Here is a 17,715-nt window from a genome sequence, read left to right on the forward strand (position 1 = left end):
GCCAAACAAAAAAAGGCTTCCAAATTTGGAAGCCTTCTATTTTTATAAAAACTTAGATTAGTTTTTGATTACTTTTTGAGATACTTTCTCTCCATTCACTGTACCAGTTACGATGTACATACCTTTTGCAAGAGAAGAAACATTAAGTGTAGAACCTTCTGTTACTTTAGCAGCTTTTACAACCTGACCAGCAGTGTTGATGATTTGGATATCTGCAGTCTTAGCGAAAGCGATAGATTCTCCTACTACAGTGTTTCTTACCAAAGTAGAGTTAGATTTTGAGAAATCTGCTACTGCAAGATTATCTGTGTAAGTTACGTCAATAGACAAAACTCTAATTTGAGCAGATGCAGCTCCCATATTACCATTCTTAATAGTAATATTAGAAGCAGGAGTTGTAGCAGTTACCAAATATGTAGCATTTGTAGCATCTGCAGGATCATAAACAGTTGGAACAGTTACACCATCAACAGTTACAACTGCACTTGAAGGTGCATAGTTGTCCGAACCTAAAGTTCCTGGAGTTTTAATTTTCACAGTGTTGATTTTAGTACCAGCAACAGCGATAATAGCTAATGAGTTACCATTTCCGTCAGCATTGTTAGAATACATTCTTAAAGCACCTCCACCTGCTGTATAAAATTTTGGACCATTGCTAGCTCCATTCTTTTGTACATCATAAGTTACTTTTCCGGCAACAATATTACCTGTAGTAATATCTTGTGCGTTTGTGAACCCTTGGTTGTTCCAAACATAACTAAAAGTAGTTTGAGCTTGCGCAGTGAAAGCTAAAGCTGAAACAGCTAAAATTGTAAAGATTTTTTTCATTTTATTAAAGTTTAAAAATTGTTTTATAATATGTTATTAAGGGGATGCTAAGTTAATAAAAAAATGTATTCCGCAAAATTTTGTTTATTTTTTAACATTTACGCATCACTAAGATTAGATTTAATCAATGATAGAAAATTATAATCTCATAAAATTAACATTCTTACATTGTAAATTTTCTCCCATTTTCCTGCCACAAAAATAAAGATATTAATAAGACTGTATGTTAAGCCTACTTTAAATCATAGAGAAATAACACAACATTTTTGCAGATGTGTTATAAAATTTCTAATAAAAAACGCCGCCTAAATTGGCAGCGTTCTATTATCTATATTTTTTAATTATTTTTTGATCACTTTCTGAGAAACAGCCTGTCCGTTTACAAGACCGGTTACTATATAAGTTCCTTTTGGCAAAGCAGAAACGTCTAATCTTGAGTTATCAGAAACCTCAGCCGTTTTTACAACCTGTCCTGCTGCGTTGTAAACCGATACTTTTGCAGAAACTCCGAAGATCAATTCATTGGCTACTAATGTATTTTTAACCAAGTTAGCTTTTCCTTTTGTAGCATCTACAACTGCCATCGTAGGAGAGTTGAATTTAACATCATCAATATAAAGTCTTGAAGTTGCTGATGGTGCTGTTGTATAAGTTAATTCAAACTTAAATCTCAGCGCTCCTGTTGCTGATGATGGTACATTATACGTGTAAGCTGTGCTAGTCGTAGTTAATGTAAATGTCTGAGGACTAAGCCAAGTTGTTCCGTTGGTAGAATATGACACGATTACGTTTATCCCCGCAGTATTCGCTGCATTAAACGTAACACTGCCCACACCAGTTGTCCCAAAGTTTGTCACTGTGTAACCTTTGCTTCCGGCAGAAGAGGTGTACCATCTCATTTGCATAGATTGGTTTCCTGTTAAAGCAGAAGTTGTGGAAGGTGTTCCAAAAAATGTACTCCACTGTTTTCCTGTAGGTCCAGTGACTAATAAAGTGGTGTTATTGTAAACTGTACTGGAAGTAAATCCTTCACTTGATTCAAATCCGGTAGAATAAACCTGTGCAGTTCCTGTTGCCGCTAAAGCTACTACTGCTAATAAAGAATAGATCTTTTTCATAATTGTTTTTATTAAGATTTTGTTTTGACAAATTTATTCCTATTGAGTCTTTCCATACATTTACAAAATAATAATAAAACTATAACAATCAATAACATACAGTTATAATTAAGTTCATTTAACTTAATATTACATTAACAAAAAATAAAAAAAACGCTTCCAGATTGGAAGCGTTTGATAACTAAAATGGATTCTTTTAGATTATTTTTTGATCACTTTCTGAGAAACAGCTTGTCCGTTTACAAGACCTGTGACAATGTAAGTTCCTTTTGGCAATGCAGAAACGTCTAATCTTGAGTTATCAGAAACCTCAGCTGTTTTTACAATTTGTCCAGCTGTATTATAAACTGATACTTTTGCAGAAGCAGCAAAAATCAATTCGTTTGCTACAATTGTGTTCTTAACAAGGTTAGCTTTTGTTTTGCTAGCATCCGAAACTGCCATTGTAGCTATTGATTTGTAAGTAACAGACAATCCGGAAATACGTAACTGAAGATTTGTAGAACCACCTGTATGAGCATTTTTAAAAGTCAAAGCTCCTGCAGTTTCTGTAGAATTTGTCAATGTATAAGTTGCATCAGCAAGAGTAGCAGTTTGAGTAGATCCACCTCCTACAGTATAAGTTACATTTGGCTTATCAGTAATACCTGTAAATGTCACAGCGGTAATCACGTAACCAGCAGCAGGCGTAATAGTAAAAGTATTACCTTCTCCTGATGCTCTTAGAGAATATAATCTTAACTGCCCAGGTGTACCTGCAAAATAAGCAGGAGCATTAGCTGTGGAAGCACCTTGTTCCGCCTTGAAGGTCAAGTTGGTATCAGAAGATGGATTTGTAGTTGCAACTACGCCTGTCGTTGCATTTATTCCTGTAATAGTATAAGCTACAGTAGTTTGTGCATTAACTGTTGCAGATAAAGCAACCGCTGCTAAAAATGAATAGAATTTTGTCATAATATATATTTTAAATTGTTTCTTGTTTTTGTTCGTTTTTGTGAGTGGCAAATATAAAATTTTATATCGGACTACAATTTTACAAGCCTCTTTCTCGTTTTAAATAATTGTTAATTCGTCCGATAGTCTATTATTAGTACTTTTACAGATCATAACAAAGGGTGCACAAGTTAAGCAAAATTTTTCTGTTAACATTGGTTTGTTTTGCGTTAAATCCATTTAACGCACAGATTTTCAGCTGGAAAAACCCTAATATACCAGAAGACTCCCTAAAAAAAGACAGCATCCTTATTTCTAAAATAAACAAAGACTTTTTCACCAAAGACACGCTCGACTTTATCAAAAAACAAAATAAAGTGATTTATGATGAAGAAGTACTCGTAAAAAATGACAAGAAAAGAATCCTCGGCGAACTCAATTCCAAAGGTTCTATTATCAGAGGAATCACTTTTGGAAATAATCAGGGATCATCTGTCCAGAGTTCGATGGATATGCAGATCTCCGGGAAGCTGAGTCCTGATGTTTCGATTTTAGCTTCGATTTCGGATCACAATCTTCCGGTACAGGCGGATGGATATACGCAGACATTGCAGGAATTTGACAAAATCTATCTTCAGCTTAATATCAAAAACCACAGCATCATAAGAGCCGGACATCTGGATCTGAACGACGAAACCACTTACTTCGGACGCTATCAAAGAAGAAGTATGGGATTAGAGTTTCTCACAAGCTGGGAAAAGAACGGGAACAAAACCTCGGTAGATGTTTCCGGTGGTGTCGCCAGAAGCGAATTTTTCCGGATGCGTTTTCAGGGAATCGAAGGAAATCAAGGCCCTTATAGATTGACAGGTAAAAACGGGGAATTATTTATAACTATAATTTCCGGATCAGAACAGGTTTTCATTGATGGAATATTAATGAAACGAGGCGAGAATCAGGATTACGTCATTAATTATAACACTGGTGAAATTACATTCACCAGTTTCCGACCGATTTATAAACAGAACTTTATCAACGTATCTTATAATTACACGAATCGAAATTACACCAGATTTCTGATCACAGGAAATATAAAACACCAGCGGGAAAGACTGAAAGCTGGCTTCAGCTGGTTTATGGAAAATGATAATAAGAACGCACCACTTTCCTTAAATCTAAGTGAAGAAGATCAGCAAATGCTCGTAAATGCCGGAAATGATCCCAACCTGATGTTTTCCCAATCCGGCGTGGAAACAGAATATGATGTGAATAAAATCTTATATAAAAGAATTTACTCAGGCAATTCCTTTTATTATGAATTTTCGACGGACAAGACGCAGACACTTTATCAGGTTTCATTTACCTATTTCGGAAGTGGAAAAGGCGACTATCAACTTCAGCAAACTACCAATAACGGACGTGTTTTCCAATACGTAGGAACTGGTCTTGGCGATTATCTGGCAGTTCGGAAATTGCCTGCTCCGGAAAAATCGCAGGTTTATTCTGCAAACGTAGAATATGCTTTGAACGAAGGCGTAATTGGGACTGATGTTTCATTGAGTAATTATGACCTCAACGCATTTTCCTCCAAAGACAATGACCAAAACATCGGCTATGCAGCGAGAATCTACGCGAACAAAACTTTCCGAAAAAACACATGGACAGGAACGCCAATGGTAGAATATCAGGTTATTCAGAAGAATTTCCATATTCTGGATCGTATTAATAATGTTGATTTCTGGCGTGACTTCAATTTGACTAATGAGTTTAGCCAGATTACTCAGAATCGTTTCATTTTCTCTTTCCTTAATGATTTTAATAAAACTTCGAAAATCAATTATAAACTTAATTACCTCGAAGAAACCGACACTTACAAAGGTATTAAGAATGATATTGATGCCATCTGGAAAGTCGGGAAGTCCAATAATCTTGCAGCGATTTCTTACCTTGATACCAAATCCACAGACCTTAACACCAACTTCATCCGGGGCGCGGTTTCCACAGAATTGGCCGGCAAGAAAGGCAGTTGGATGCTTGGCGGATCTATGGAAAACAATGAGAAAAAATACAATGCAACACAAAATCTGGATGTGACAAGTTACAGTTGGAAAGAACTGTTCATTCAGAAAAAAATCGCTGATTCGGTAAGAACCAAATTATTAACGAAAGTCTATTTCCGAAGCAACGATTCCGTACAGGACAACCGTCTGCAGAAGATGAACAATACTCTCGGGATAATGGCAGAAAGCCAGATCATTAAAACAGAAACCACGCAATTATCAACATTAGTGCATTACAGAAAGTTCTTTTATGAGAATCAAACCTTGGCAAATGATCAGAATCAGGATTTTGTAGTAGGAAATATTTTATACAACCAGCAGCTTTTCAAAAACGGAATGCGACTGCAGTTTTTCTATGAACTGGGAAATGGACAGGAAGCGCAACGTGAATTCCAGTACATCAAAGTAACAGACGGACAAGGCGTCTACAAATGGACTGATTACAACAACGATGGTGTGCAGCAATTAGACGAGTTTGAAGCTGCGGAATATGCCGATCTGGCTCAATACATAAGGATTTATACCAACAGCGTAAACTATCTCGCTTCGAACAAGAATAAACTTCAGCTGGCTCTATTCGTAAATCCATCCGTTATCATCAGTTCTCAGAATTCATTTCTGAAACGCTGGAATTTCAATTTGTCGTTGCTTTCGCAGAATTCTTATCTTAAAAATGATCAGGTTTTGGTTTGGAATCCGTTCAAAAAAGAAGCCGACCAATTACTGAGAACACAGAATATTCTGGCTTCGGCTATATTTAATTCCAGTGACAAATCCGGCTGGAATGGAAGTTACCGATATACAGACAATGATAATCTGGTAAATGCTAATTTCAGCAATGAAGCACACGGCCAAAAGTCCCACTTCCTGAACGTTGGGTATTCATTTACAAAATCTTTCCGTACCGATTGGGAAAATTCCATCCAGAACGTAACCAATAGTTCACAGGTTTATGAGTCCCGAAATTACCTCCTTCAAAACTGGGAAACGAAACCAAAAGCGACATATAAATTGACAGAAACTCTTCAGACAGAGCTTTTCGGCGCACTTCGTCAAAAGAAAAGAACAGACGGTGAAGAATTACTTAAAACTTATGAGATTTCCGGAACCTTACAATGGGAGAAAACGAAAACATCGATAAGAGCGAATTTTTCATTTATTAATAATGATTTCACAGGCAACAATTACAGTATCGTCGGAAATCAGATGCTGGAAGGTTTGAAAGTCGGAAAAAATCAAGTCTGGTCATTGTTTATTCAGCAGGCGATCAATTCCTTCATCCAGCTGAACGTGAACTATGAAGGCAGAAACTCCGGCGAAAGAACTATTCACATCGGAAGTATGCAAATCCGCGCAAGCTTTTAATTAATGGTTAATTATTGATTGTGAATGATTAATCATTAATACTTAACCATTCACAATTAGGTTAGATTTCGCTTCTGCTCCACTCGCTCCAGCTTCCGACATACAGATTCGGGATTTCAAAACCTGCGTGGTCCAGCGCTAATAATGAATGGCAAGCCGTAACACCACTTCCGCAATGGAAAATGATTTGTTTTGGATCTTTGTTTTTGAAGAACTCAGTGTATTTTTCTTTTAATATTTCGGGAGATCTGAACAATCCGTTTTCATCCAAGTTATCAGAAAAAGGAAAATTTTCAGCATTCGGAATATGTCCTGCAACCAGATCAATTGGTTCAGTGATTCCCTGGTAACGTTGAGATTCGCGGACATCTATAATTAGAAATTCAGAATTTTCTGTTGCGATCTTTACATCATCAATCCAAACTTGCGGCAATTGCCAATCGTTGACTTCAGAAATATATTCGGTTTCCGGATACGCTTCATCACCGGAACTTACAGGATAATTTTGACTTTCTGCAAATTGCAAACCACCATTTAGGACACGGACATTCTTATGACCAATCGCCTTCAGCATCCACCAGAATCTTGCGCCTGCATTTGCCCCATTTTTATCATCGTAGATCACAATCTCGGAATCTTTGTTTATTCCTAATCTTCCTAAGGTTTTTATGAAATCGCCAAACTTCGGAAGCGGATGTCGACCACCATCTTTCGGATTATCAATTTCTGCCAGATCCGTATTCAAATATACAAATACGGCATTTTTTAAATGCTTTTTCCGGTATTCTTCTATAGCATTCGGACCGGTTCGAACATCATAAATTCTTAAATTTGGTTGATTAGAAATTTGATAAAGTTCATCGGTATTGATTATGGAATTCGTTTTCATAAGATCTGAGATTTTGGAACTGAAATTGTAAGTCTTTGTGAACATAAAATTAAACTAATACCTCAATTTCACAAAGTATTTCTAATGTTTTTATTTTGATAAAGAAAGGAGAGAATCTTTTGTAGCTGAAAAAATTGTACTCAAATATTTAAATTAATTAGATTTGCGAATCAATAAAGTAAAAAATGGAAACACCACAAGAAAAAATCCTCATCACGGGCGCCCTTGGACAAATCGGAACAGAACTCACGGTAAGACTATGTGAAATGTACGGTAAAGAAAACGTTATCGCATCCGGACTTGAGAAATGGAAAGAAGGCATCACGGAAGCCGGCTATTACGAAAGACTCGATGTTACTAATTTTCAAGCTGTTACGGAAGTCATCAAAGAACACAGGATCACAACAGTTTATCATCTGGCTTCTTTGTTATCCGGAACATCAGAAAAACAGCCGCTTTTCGCCTGGAAATTGAATCTCGATCCATTGATCCACCTTTGTGAATTGGCAAAGGAAGGAACGCTTAAAAAGATATTCTGGCCAAGTTCCATCGCTGTATTCGGGAAAGGAATTCCGAAAGAAAATGTTGGACAGGAAGTGGTGCTTAATCCGACAACGGTTTACGGAATCTCCAAAATGGCTGGCGAAAAATGGTGTGAATATTACTTCGAAAAATATGGTGTTGACATCAGAAGTATCCGTTATCCTGGCCTGATTTCCTGGAAAGCGCCTGCAGGTGGAGGTACTACAGATTATGCTGTCGAGATCTTTTATGAGGCCGTAGAAAATGGAAAATACACAAGTTTCATCAAGGAAGATACAGCAATGCCGATGCTGTATATGGACGACGCGATCGACGCCACAATTAAGCTGATGACTGCACCAAAAGAGCAGGTGAAAATCCGCTACTCTTACAACCTCGGCGGGATGAGATTTACGCCGAAAGAATTGGCTGATGAAATCAAGAAAACCATTCCTGATTTTGAGATTAAATATGAGCCGGATTTCCGTCAGGCGATTGCAGATTCTTGGCCGGCAAGCATCGATGATTCTGCTGCGAAACAAGATTGGGGATTGGATTATAAATTCAATATTTCATCAATGTCCATAGATATGATAAATAATCTTAAAAAGAAATTGGGCAAATCTTAAAATTTAAATTATCAATTTAAGCTATAACAGTTTTAACATTTGATTTTTAAATAATTATAAATAAAATTAAAAATTTACTTTAAGTGATTTTATTAACGTTTAACATAGCTATTTCGGAAAAAAGCAGAAAAAATAACGATAAATTTTCTCAACAGGAATTGATATCGTCTATCGAAGAAAACACTAGAATCATCTTATTATTATTGGAATTGCACGAGTACAAAGCCACATTTTTCGTAGAAGTTTCCATTGCGCTGCAACTCCAAAAACTATTAAAAAGCCTATCACTTTCCGGTAACGAAATCGGACTTTACAACGTCAATTCTGACACTGAAACACTTGCAAAAACCAAGCAAAATCTTGAGCAGTTTTTGGACAAACCAATCAAAGGATTGAGACAAAAATCGCATCGCCTTCCCTACTCCGAGATCAAGAAAATGGAGTTCATTTATGTCTCGAATATCGAAGATTCCAAGATCGATTTCCTTTGGCGAAAGCTGACTGCAAAAACAGAGATCTACACCGAAAATGATTTGACGATTGTTCCGGAAAGTCAATCGCCTTATTCGCAACTTCCGTTCAATGATTATGTGCTTCAGGTGACGCCGATGAAGTACTACGAAAGTATGCTTTTGGAAAGTCTGAAATCCAATGAATATGTGATGATCTATGCAAACGCGTGGCAACTTTTCAGCAAAGATAAACTGCCATTTATATTGCCACTTTATAAAAAGATCAACCTTAGTAGAAGTTTTGAAGACCGATTGGAAGAACTCTTTCAGTTTATGGACGAGCATGAAATTGCCGTTTCTAGGATGAAGGATTATTTGTTTTGAAACTTAAAATAGACTTCCTTAAAGTGACAGGGATTATTTAAAATTTGGATTTAAAATTACATTTAGACAAAAACTACCGATTTTTAATTAGTCAAAAAAACTTTTATTTTATTTAATTAATCATAATCCTAAAAGAATATAGTCAGCCTATAGAAACCTTATAGCGACCTTATACAAACCATATAGAAAAGCCTGTTATCATTTGTTTGATAAACAGGCTTTATTATTATTAAAAAGATAAATTAAGTTAGCTTAACTCAAAAACAGTGATTTCCGGCAGCACTCCTACTCTACCAGGATAACCTATCACACCAAAACCACGGTTGACATAGAGATATTTTCCATTGCTTTCATAAAGGTCTGCCCATTTCGGGTACTTATACTTCACAGGCGACCATTTGAAGTTTTTGAGGTCAATACCAAACTGCATCCCGTGGGTATGCCCGGAAAGTGTTAACTGAATGTCTTTCGGGTGGTGTTTTACAATGGCATCAAAATGTGAAGGATCGTGAGACATCAATATCTTAGCCGCATCTACAGGCACGTTCTGGCTGGCTTTGTCAAGATCACCTACCTGCGGAAAAGGCGGAATACCCCAGTTTTCTACCCCAAGAATATAAAGTTTCTCACCATTTTTCTCAATGATGCGATTCTCATTTCTAAGCATTTCAAAACCAGCCTTTTTCTGATATTCTATGAGTTGAGGAATGTTTCTCGCTTTTTCCTCTTTGGTTCTCCAGTCGCCGTAGGAGCCATAATCGTGATTCCCAAGCACAGAATATTTCCCATCTCTGCTTTTGATTTGAGAAAACAAGTCGATAAAAGGGACAAATTCATCCGCATAATTATTCACCATATCCCCTGTAAATAGGATCAGATCAGCGTCTTGTTTATTAATCAAGTCGATGGCGTGTTGCAAATGTTTGGGATTCTGAAAACTCCCGCTGTGAACATCGGAGATCTGAACAATCTTATAACCTTTGAAGCTCGCTGGCAGATTTTTCAATTTTAATCTTACAATTCTGGCTCTGTGCCGGTACTTCCCGAAGACAATTCCATCCAAAACTAATCCAGCCAAAAGCGCCGCCGATCCTAGACCAACCAGACTTACAAACTTTCGTCTGGAAGGATAATCGTGGTTTTCTGTTGCCACATAACGATAGCCGAAGTTGAATAATCTGAAAATATCCTCTATCAACAGAAAAACAGCAACCAAAATCTTTGGCAAGACAAAAATCAAAACCATCGAAAAGATGATCTGAAATCTGAGATACTCGTGAGAAGACCTGTTAAAAGTAAAGACAGAATAGATTAAAAATCCGTAGATCAGAATGGTTGGAATCCAGTAGATAAACTTGGCATTCTGACTGGAATATAATGTTTTAAAAGCCTGATAAACATACATTTCTAAAACTAAAAACACAGCCAGAAGAATTAAAATATTTTTTTGCATACCTATATATAAAAAAAACAAAAGGAACAATGAGTCATTCCTTTTGCATTATAAAACGTTTAAGATTCGATTTTACTTTAAATTTTCCCTTCAGGAAATTTGTAGATCACACAATTGATATTCATTCCAGCACCAACCGATGTGAAAAGAATATGCGAACCTGGCGTGAATTGTTGACCTTCCATTTTCCCCTTTCTAATCAGATCAAACAAAGTCGGAACCGTTGCTACAGAAGAATTTCCAAATTCCTGAATCGTCATTGGAGAGATTGCGTGGTCATAATCCTTTTGTCCGTACAGTTTGAAAAGTCTGCCAATCATCGCATAATCCATTTTTGCATTGGCTTGATGGATCAATATCTTGCTGATATCAGAAATATCAAGTCCAGCCTTTTCTATCGTTGCTTTTATCGCATCAGGAACGTTTTTAAGCGCATATTCATAGATCTTACGACCTTTCATTTGAATGTACTGTCTTGGCTCATTAGACGCAGGATTTAAACTTGGTCCGTTTGCAAGATAATTAAGTTCATCGCCGTTATCACAAAGTGTACTGTCTGCCAAAACACCAACAGTAGCATCTTCTGTAGCCGTTACCACCACTGCTCCAGCTCCATCTGCGAAGATCATTTTGTTTCTGTCAAATTCATCAGTCACTCTGCTCAAAGTTTCGCCACCAACAACCAAAATAGTTTTGGCTTTTTTAGCTTTGATCAATGTATCTGCAAGAATAAGAGACTCTACCCAACCCGGACAACCGAAGATCATATCATAATTGACACAAGATCTGTTTTTGATGTCTAATTTGTTCTTCAATCTAGCTGATAATGAAGGCATAAAATTAGGAATTCCGTCTGTATCTACTTCTCCGAAATTAGTAGCATAGATAATATAGTCAATCTCTTCTTTATCAATGCCAGCATCCTCAATAGCCTCCAAAGACGCTCTCAGACCAAGATCCGAATTGAAATCTTCCGGACTCAAATATCTTCTTCTTTCGATCTCCGTGATGTCCACAAACTTCTGAATAATTTCGTCCGTCGGTTTCTCAATCAGTTGATTATTATCATCATAGAAAATAGAACCCGCAAAATGAGAACCTTCTATTATGTTTTCCGGAATGTAACTTCCGGAGCCAATGATTATTGTATTAGGCATTGATTTGAATAAAATTTAGTATGCAAAATTACATAAAAATTAATTCTTGGAATTTTTATTTTGTGATTTTTAAGACTCTTGTAATTAATTGATTGTAAATCTGAATTATAAATAAGGAAATCCATTTTTCTGATTTGATAGTTGAATTTTTTATGATAGAATTTCTATTTTTGAAAAATGTTTGAATTCCAAACCATAGATACAGAAATCGAGGATGTTTTAATGAAAGAGAAAGGAAGCAAGTTTATTGGTTTCGCTTATCCTGTCAATTCTGAATCTGAAGTTAAATCGAAACTAATTCATCTTCAAAACATTCATCCTAAAGCAACCCATCATTGTTACGCTTACCGTTTAGGAATTAATGGAGAAAATTACCGCGCCAATGACGACGGCGAACCATCTGGAAGTGCTGGTTTACCAATTTACAATCAGCTTTTAGCACATCAAATTACGAATGTTCTGCTTGTTGTCATTAGATATTATGGCGGAACAAAATTGGGTGTCGGCGGATTGGTAAAAGCTTACAAAGAATCGGCAAAATATACTTTAGAACAAGCCGAAATCATTACGAAAGAATTGGAATCCAAAATTGAATTGAAATTCAAATTCTCTCAGCAGAATATTATTTTCACTTTGCTAAATAAATATGATGCGAAAATCATTTCGTTCGAAGCTGAAGATATTTGCACGATTGAAGCCAACTTCAAAACCTCAAAAAAAGAAAGCATCTCAGACGAGTTGTCCGAGATGCTTTTGGAATTTAATATTTCATAACTTTTATCTTCTGCTTCCCATTAGCAGCGATGCAAAATACATCAACTGAGCTAATGAACCTAAAGCTGCAACAACGTAAGTTCTTGCCGCCCATTTCAAAGAATCTTCTGCGCCGGCATATTCTTCGCGAGAAACCGTCCCAGTAGTTTCCAGCCACTTCAACGCACGATTACTAGCATCGTATTCTACCGGCAATGTGATGAATGCGAATAAAGTGGTAATAGCAAAAAGTACAACACCAATCGCCAAGACAATTTTACTGCCGCTCATTGCCATCAACACGATTCCACCCATCAAAACAAATTGTAAAAGGTTTGAACTGATGTTTACAATCGGAACCATTTTGGACCTCAATTGCAACATAGAATAGCCAACAGCGTGCTGAACAGCGTGACCGCATTCGTGAGCTGCAACCGCTGCAGCAGCCGCATTTCTCTGCATATAGACAGCTTCAGAAAGATTGACAGTTTTGGTTTCCGGATTGTAATGGTCGGTCAATTGTCCGGGAACGGAAACGACCTGAACATCATTAATCCCATTATCTCTCAGCATTTTTTCGGCGATTTCTTTTCCGGAAAGTCCATTTCTGAGATGAACTTTGGAATAATGCTCGAATTTGGATTTCAATCTTGATGAAACAATCCAACTCAGAAGCATAGAAATCCCAATAATTAAATAGTAACCTGTCATTATATTTTCAATTTATATTAAAATAAATTACAACTTTTGATGTAAAAATCGTACCAAAGCCTTGCTTTTTTTTCCTTAAAAACTATCTTTGTCTAATCTATAAACAAGAATATGGGAAATATCAATATAAAGCAAGTAGTTACGGAAAAAGACCAAATGGATTTCATCAAATTCCCGATGGAACTGTACAAAAACAACCCGAATTACGTCCCGCCATTGATTAATGAAGAAAGAAATATCTGGAAAAGGGAAGAAAATCCAGCTCTTAATTATTCTGATTCGAAACAGTTTTTAGCTTATAAAAATGATAAAATCGTTGGTCGAATTGCTGTTTTGATTAATAGAAAAGAGGAGAAAGAACTTGGAATTAAAAAAGTCAGATTCGGCTGGTTGGATTTTGTTGATGATGTGGAAGTTTCCAAAGCTTTGATTGATATTGCCATTAATTTCGCCAAAGAAAATCAAATCGATAAAATTGAAGGTCCGATGGGATTTACAAATCTTGATAAGGCTGGAATGTTAACTTTCGGGTTTGACAAATTAGCTACAATGATTGGACTTTATAACGATGATTATTATCCAAAACATCTCGAAAATCTTGGACTTGTAAAGGAAAAAGAATGGGTAGAATTTGAATTGCAGTTCCCTGAAATTTTGCCTGAAAAAGTTGAGAAATTCAGTTCTTTGATTGCTCAGAAATACAAATTGAAAACTTTACAATTCAAGCATAAGAAAGAAATCCTGCCTTATGTAGAATCGATGTTCAAACTGCTGGATGAGACCTATAAGCAGCTTTCTACTTACACACCGATTTCTGATGAGCAAATCAAAACCTACAAAGAGAAATATTTCGGATTTATAGATAAAGATTACATTACTTGCGTGGCGGACGAGAACAATCAGTTGGTTGCTTTTGCGATTACAATGCCTTCTTATTCCAAAGCGTTGCAGAAATCCAAAGGGAAACTTTTTCCATTTGGCTGGTGGCATTTTTTACAAGCTGGAAAGAAAAATGAACGCGCTAATTTCTATTTGATTGGAATCCATCCGGAATTTCAGAGACGAGGCGTGACTTCAATGATTTTTAAAGCGATTCAAATGAATTTAAAAAATAAAGGCATCAAATATCTGGAGACCAATCCAGAATTGGAGGAAAACAAGAGCGTACAGGTTCTTTGGCAAGATTACCATCCGGTACATCACAAAAGCAGAAGAACTTACTCACTTGAGATTAAACAATTATTTAATTAAACAAATGTTTAGCAAAAATTAAATTTGAGTAAGCGCATTAATCTTTTAAAAATCAATTCCCATTGAAAAAGCAACTATACATCTACGTCGGTCTGATAATCCTGTTTGTGGCTTATAATTTTTACAAACCTATCAAAGATGACAGATTGGACACAGCCATCAACATTCTGTTTGCCAGCGTGTTGTTTCTTTACATTGCTTATATTGCCTATCTCGTTCTCAAAAGGATAAGTAAAAAAGAAAAATAAACTCTTATTTATAACTATTCTAAATTTAACAAAACAGACTTTTCTCTTGTTTACATAAGGCTGATAATTTACTATATTAAATCTTTATTTAGTATTTTTGCATAGTTAAATTTGACCTTATGAATTTACCCGAAAATTATATCCCAATACTTATTCAGGCCGCAGTCGGTCTTGGATTCGTAGCTATTTCTTTGTTAGGTGCTCATTTCTTGGGTCCTCAGCAGAAAAAAGGGAATTCTGTAAAAAACCAAGCCTGGGAATGTGGTATTCCTAGTGAAGGTAACGCTAGAACACCATTCTCCATCAAATATTTCCTGACTGCAGTTTTATTCGTATTATTCGATATCGAGATTGTATTCTTCTACCCTTATGCGGTTAACTTTAGAGAATTTGGAATGGAAGGCTTTGTTGCCGTACTTACGTTTGTTGCTATTTTCTTTGTCGCTTTTTTCTACGTGTGGAAAAGAGGCGCGTTGGATTGGGACAAATAAATTAAATTAATTACGTTTTGGATTTAAAATTGAATCAATTAAAGTCTAAAATTTAAAATCTAGAAAAAATGTCAGATAATAAACCAGTAATAAAAACAGATGCGCCCGCTCCTCCAGGATTTGAGGGAGAAGGATTTTTCGCGACCAACTTGAGCAGTGTGATTGGGATGGCAAGAAAATTTTCGCTTTGGCCTTTACCTTTTGCAACATCTTGTTGTGGAATCGAATTTATGGCGACATTAAATCCAACTTACGATGCATCAAGATTTGGAATGGAAAGAAACTCTTTCTCTCCAAGACAAGCAGATATGTTGATGGTTTGCGGAACTATTTCTAAAAAATTAGGTCCCGTTTTGAAAGAAGTTTACACCCAGATGGCTGAGCCAAAATGGGTGGTTGCTGTTGGTGCTTGCGCTTCCAGCGGTGGTATTTTTGATACTTATTCGGTTCTTCAGGGGATTGATAAAATTATTCCTGTTGACGTGTACGTTCCAGGATGCCCTCCGAGACCAGAACAAATCATTGAAGGTGTAATGCAGGTGCAGGCTTTGGCAGAAAGCGAAAGCATCAGAAGAAGAGATATGCCGGAATATCAGCATTTATTGGATTCTTACAATATTAGTAACTAAGGAAGATGACGAACGAATTTGTATTAGAAGCTATCAAGAGAGAATTTCCTGAGTCTGTGATTTCAAGTTCAGAACCTTACGGAATGCTGACGGTTGAAATCAAAAAAGACGATATTAAAAAGGTGATTCATTATTTGAAAGATTCAACTTTAGAAATTAATTTTTTAACAGATGTTTGCGGGATTCATTATCCTGAAACACCTGAAAAGGAAATCGGCGTTATTTATCATTTGCATAATATGATGACCAATTTCAGAATTCGTCTCAAAGTTTTTATGACGAGAGAAAATGTTGAAGTTGATTCATTGACAGAATTATATGCCGGTGCAAACTGGATGGAGAGAGAAACTTTTGATTTCTATGGAATCAAATTCAAAGGCCACCCGGATTTGAGACCAATCCTTAATATGGAAGACTTGGGTTACCATCCAATGCTGAAAGAATATCGTCTGGAAGATGGAACCAGAACAGATAAGAACGATAGTATGTTCGGAAGATAAAATTAATATAAATGATAAATGATGATAGATAAATGATTATCGATTATCACCTATCAATTATCAATTATAAAGAATATGAAAGATAACTCATTATCTAATATACTTAACCAATACGATAGCAAGGAACAAATCGATGGGCAATTATACACCCTAAATCTTGGTCCTACACACCCTGCGACTCACGGGATTTTCCAGAACGTTCTTACGATGGACGGAGAAAGGATTCTTCACGCTGAGCAAACTGTAGGTTATATCCACAGAGCATTTGAAAAAATCTCTGAGAGAAGAAACTTTGCACAAATCACGACGCTTACCGATAGAATGAACTACTGTTCTGCCCCAATCAACAATTTGGGTTGGCATATGACAGTTGAGAAATTACTTGGAATCACAGTTCCAAAACGTGTAGATTATATGCGTGTGATTTTGATGGAGTTGGCAAGAATTGGTGACCACTTGATTTGCAACGGTGTAACAGGAATGGATGCCGGAGCAATCACAGGATTGACTTATATGTTCATCGAAAGAGAGCGTATTTACGATATGTACGAGCAGATTTGCGGTGCGAGGATGACAACCAATATGGGAAGAATCGGCGGTTTTGAGAGAGACTTCACACCGAAATTCCACGAGCTGTTAAAAGACTTCCTGAAAACTTTCCCTGCAAGATTTGCAGAATTCGGTCAATTATTAGAAAGAAACCGAATCTTTATGGACAGAACCATCGGCGCAGGCGCAATCTCAGCAGAGAGAGCTTTAAGCTACGGTTTCACAGGTCCAAACCTACGTGCGACCGGCGTTGATTATGACGTGAGAGTTGCACAGCCTTATTCATCTTATGAGGATTTCGATTTCATCATTCCGGTTGGAACTGCGGGCGATACTTACGACCGTTTTATGGTTCGTCAGCAGGAGATTTGGGAATCTTTGAAAATCATCAACCAAGCTTACGACAACCTTCCGGAAGGACCATTCCACGCAGATGTTCCGGATTTCTATCTTCCAGAGAAGGCCGATGTTTACAACAAAATGGAAGCCTTGATTTACCACTTCAAAATCGTAATGGGAGAAACGGATGTTCCTAAAGGCGAAGTTTACCACGCTGTAGAAGGTGGAAACGGAGAATTAGGATTCTATCTTGTGAGCGATGGCGGAAGAACGCCTTACAGATTGCACTTCAGAAGACCTTGTTTCATTTATTACCAGGCATATCCGGAAATGATTACCGGCGCAGTAATATCTGATGCGATTGTTACGATGTGTAGTATGAACATCATTGCGGGAGAATTAGACGCATAAAATTGTAAAAAGTACCATTGTAAAAAGTATTAACGAATTTACA

The 17,715-nt window shown here is 36.7% G+C and carries 17 protein-coding genes; 10 read left to right on the plus strand and 7 right to left on the minus strand.

The genetic code is table 11. The features are described 5' to 3' along the window. Window positions 1-57 precede the first annotated feature (57 nt). From OPU68_RS16890 to OPU68_RS16900, 3 genes are all read right to left on the minus strand, one after another. Window positions 58-828 (minus strand): T9SS type A sorting domain-containing protein, encoded by a 771-nt coding sequence (locus OPU68_RS16890; protein ID WP_498475123.1) that lies wholly within the window; start codon window positions 826-828, stop codon window positions 58-60. A 341-nt stretch (window positions 829-1,169) separates the two neighbouring features. After that, complete coding sequence (locus OPU68_RS16895) at window positions 1,170-1,946, minus strand: T9SS type A sorting domain-containing protein (protein WP_498475124.1); 777 nt, start codon at window positions 1,944-1,946, stop codon at window positions 1,170-1,172. A 201-nt stretch (window positions 1,947-2,147) separates the two neighbouring features. After that, complete coding sequence (locus tag OPU68_RS16900) at window positions 2,148-2,900, minus strand: T9SS type A sorting domain-containing protein (RefSeq protein ID WP_498475125.1); 753 nt, start codon at window positions 2,898-2,900, stop codon at window positions 2,148-2,150. A gap of 194 nt (window positions 2,901-3,094) precedes the next feature. Between OPU68_RS16900 and OPU68_RS16905 the strand changes: the two genes are divergently transcribed. Next, the gene (locus OPU68_RS16905; RefSeq protein ID WP_498475162.1) at window positions 3,095-6,304 is read left to right on the plus strand and encodes a DUF8818 domain-containing protein; all 3,210 of its coding nucleotides are present in this window, start codon (window positions 3,095-3,097) and stop codon (window positions 6,302-6,304) included. Between the two features lie 61 nt (window positions 6,305-6,365). On the opposite strand, the gene OPU68_RS16910 is transcribed toward OPU68_RS16905, so the two are convergent. Beyond that, a complete protein-coding gene (locus tag OPU68_RS16910; RefSeq protein ID WP_498475126.1) occupies window positions 6,366-7,193 on the minus strand; it encodes a sulfurtransferase in 828 nt (275 codons plus the stop codon). Window positions 7,194-7,378: 185 nt separating this feature from the next. Between OPU68_RS16910 and OPU68_RS16915 the strand changes: the two genes are divergently transcribed. Continuing rightward, entirely contained in the window at window positions 7,379-8,344 is a 966-nt protein-coding gene (locus tag OPU68_RS16915; RefSeq protein ID WP_498475127.1) for an NAD-dependent epimerase/dehydratase family protein, read from the plus strand. 83 nt (window positions 8,345-8,427) lie between these two features. Next, a complete protein-coding gene (locus tag OPU68_RS16920) occupies window positions 8,428-9,180 on the plus strand; it encodes a polysaccharide deacetylase family protein (RefSeq protein WP_498475128.1) in 753 nt (250 codons plus the stop codon). Window positions 9,181-9,427: 247 nt separating this feature from the next. On the opposite strand, the gene OPU68_RS16925 is transcribed toward OPU68_RS16920, so the two are convergent. Together OPU68_RS16925 and OPU68_RS16930 are read right to left on the minus strand one after the other, a co-directional pair. Continuing rightward, complete coding sequence (locus tag OPU68_RS16925; RefSeq protein WP_498475129.1) at window positions 9,428-10,633, minus strand: metallophosphoesterase; 1,206 nt, start codon at window positions 10,631-10,633, stop codon at window positions 9,428-9,430. Between the two features lie 77 nt (window positions 10,634-10,710). Then, window positions 10,711-11,790, minus strand: a complete 1,080-nt coding sequence (locus tag OPU68_RS16930) for a 3-oxoacyl-ACP synthase III family protein (RefSeq protein ID WP_498475130.1) — start codon at window positions 11,788-11,790, stop codon at window positions 10,711-10,713. Between the two features lie 177 nt (window positions 11,791-11,967). Between OPU68_RS16930 and OPU68_RS16935 the strand changes: the two genes are divergently transcribed. Then, entirely contained in the window at window positions 11,968-12,564 is a 597-nt protein-coding gene (locus OPU68_RS16935; protein WP_498475131.1) for an IMPACT family protein, read from the plus strand. 3 nt (window positions 12,565-12,567) lie between these two features. Here the strand turns inward: OPU68_RS16935 and OPU68_RS16940 are convergent, their stop codons facing one another. Next, window positions 12,568-13,254 carry a zinc metallopeptidase gene (locus OPU68_RS16940; RefSeq protein ID WP_498475132.1) on the minus strand — a complete coding sequence of 229 codons (687 nt, stop codon included), beginning with the start codon at window positions 13,252-13,254 and terminating at the stop codon, window positions 12,568-12,570. A 111-nt stretch (window positions 13,255-13,365) separates the two neighbouring features. Here OPU68_RS16940 and OPU68_RS16945 point away from each other — a divergent pair, with 111 nt between their 5' ends. The 6 genes from OPU68_RS16945 to OPU68_RS16970 all read left to right on the plus strand — a co-directional run bounded on the left by OPU68_RS16945 (window position 13,366) and on the right by OPU68_RS16970 (window position 17,672). Further along, window positions 13,366-14,505, plus strand: a complete 1,140-nt coding sequence (locus OPU68_RS16945; protein WP_498475133.1) for a GNAT family N-acetyltransferase — start codon at window positions 13,366-13,368, stop codon at window positions 14,503-14,505. 62 nt (window positions 14,506-14,567) lie between these two features. After that, window positions 14,568-14,753 carry a hypothetical protein gene (locus OPU68_RS16950; protein WP_498475134.1) on the plus strand — a complete coding sequence of 62 codons (186 nt, stop codon included), beginning with the start codon at window positions 14,568-14,570 and terminating at the stop codon, window positions 14,751-14,753. A gap of 119 nt (window positions 14,754-14,872) precedes the next feature. After that, window positions 14,873-15,244, plus strand: coding sequence for an NADH-quinone oxidoreductase subunit A (locus tag OPU68_RS16955; RefSeq protein WP_034975442.1), 372 nt, complete (start codon window positions 14,873-14,875; stop codon window positions 15,242-15,244). Between the two features lie 68 nt (window positions 15,245-15,312). After that, window positions 15,313-15,873, plus strand: a complete 561-nt coding sequence (locus tag OPU68_RS16960) for an NADH-quinone oxidoreductase subunit B (protein ID WP_498475135.1) — start codon at window positions 15,313-15,315, stop codon at window positions 15,871-15,873. Window positions 15,874-15,878: 5 nt separating this feature from the next. Beyond that, complete coding sequence (locus OPU68_RS16965; protein ID WP_498475136.1) at window positions 15,879-16,373, plus strand: NADH-quinone oxidoreductase subunit C; 495 nt, start codon at window positions 15,879-15,881, stop codon at window positions 16,371-16,373. A 75-nt stretch (window positions 16,374-16,448) separates the two neighbouring features. Next, a complete protein-coding gene (locus OPU68_RS16970; protein WP_498475137.1) occupies window positions 16,449-17,672 on the plus strand; it encodes an NADH-quinone oxidoreductase subunit D in 1,224 nt (407 codons plus the stop codon). Window positions 17,673-17,715 lie beyond the last annotated feature (43 nt).

The sequence above is a fragment of the Chryseobacterium sp. TB1-D10 genome (assembly GCF_059803555.1).

What these genes read in the sequence shown, in the direction of transcription:
- OPU68_RS16890 (WP_498475123.1), bottom strand. Translation starts at nt 828, where the DNA reads ATGAAAAAAATCTTTACAATTTTAGCTGTTTCAGCTTTAGCTTTCACT.
- OPU68_RS16895 (WP_498475124.1), bottom strand. Translation starts at nt 1,946, where the DNA reads ATGAAAAAGATCTATTCTTTATTAGCAGTAGTAGCTTTAGCGGCAACA.
- OPU68_RS16900 (WP_498475125.1), bottom strand. Translation starts at nt 2,900, where the DNA reads ATGACAAAATTCTATTCATTTTTAGCAGCGGTTGCTTTATCTGCAACA.
- OPU68_RS16910 (WP_498475126.1), bottom strand. Translation starts at nt 7,193, where the DNA reads ATGAAAACGAATTCCATAATCAATACCGATGAACTTTATCAAATTTCT.
- OPU68_RS16915 (WP_498475127.1), top strand. Translation starts at nt 7,379, where the DNA reads ATGGAAACACCACAAGAAAAAATCCTCATCACGGGCGCCCTTGGACAA.
- OPU68_RS16925 (WP_498475129.1), bottom strand. Translation starts at nt 10,633, where the DNA reads ATGCAAAAAAATATTTTAATTCTTCTGGCTGTGTTTTTAGTTTTAGAA.
- OPU68_RS16930 (WP_498475130.1), bottom strand. Translation starts at nt 11,790, where the DNA reads ATGCCTAATACAATAATCATTGGCTCCGGAAGTTACATTCCGGAAAAC.
- OPU68_RS16935 (WP_498475131.1), top strand. Translation starts at nt 11,968, where the DNA reads ATGTTTGAATTCCAAACCATAGATACAGAAATCGAGGATGTTTTAATG.
- OPU68_RS16940 (WP_498475132.1), bottom strand. Translation starts at nt 13,254, where the DNA reads ATGACAGGTTACTATTTAATTATTGGGATTTCTATGCTTCTGAGTTGG.
- OPU68_RS16945 (WP_498475133.1), top strand. Translation starts at nt 13,366, where the DNA reads ATGGGAAATATCAATATAAAGCAAGTAGTTACGGAAAAAGACCAAATG.
- OPU68_RS16955 (WP_034975442.1), top strand. Translation starts at nt 14,873, where the DNA reads ATGAATTTACCCGAAAATTATATCCCAATACTTATTCAGGCCGCAGTC.
- OPU68_RS16960 (WP_498475135.1), top strand. Translation starts at nt 15,313, where the DNA reads ATGTCAGATAATAAACCAGTAATAAAAACAGATGCGCCCGCTCCTCCA.
- OPU68_RS16965 (WP_498475136.1), top strand. Translation starts at nt 15,879, where the DNA reads ATGACGAACGAATTTGTATTAGAAGCTATCAAGAGAGAATTTCCTGAG.
- OPU68_RS16970 (WP_498475137.1), top strand. Translation starts at nt 16,449, where the DNA reads ATGAAAGATAACTCATTATCTAATATACTTAACCAATACGATAGCAAG.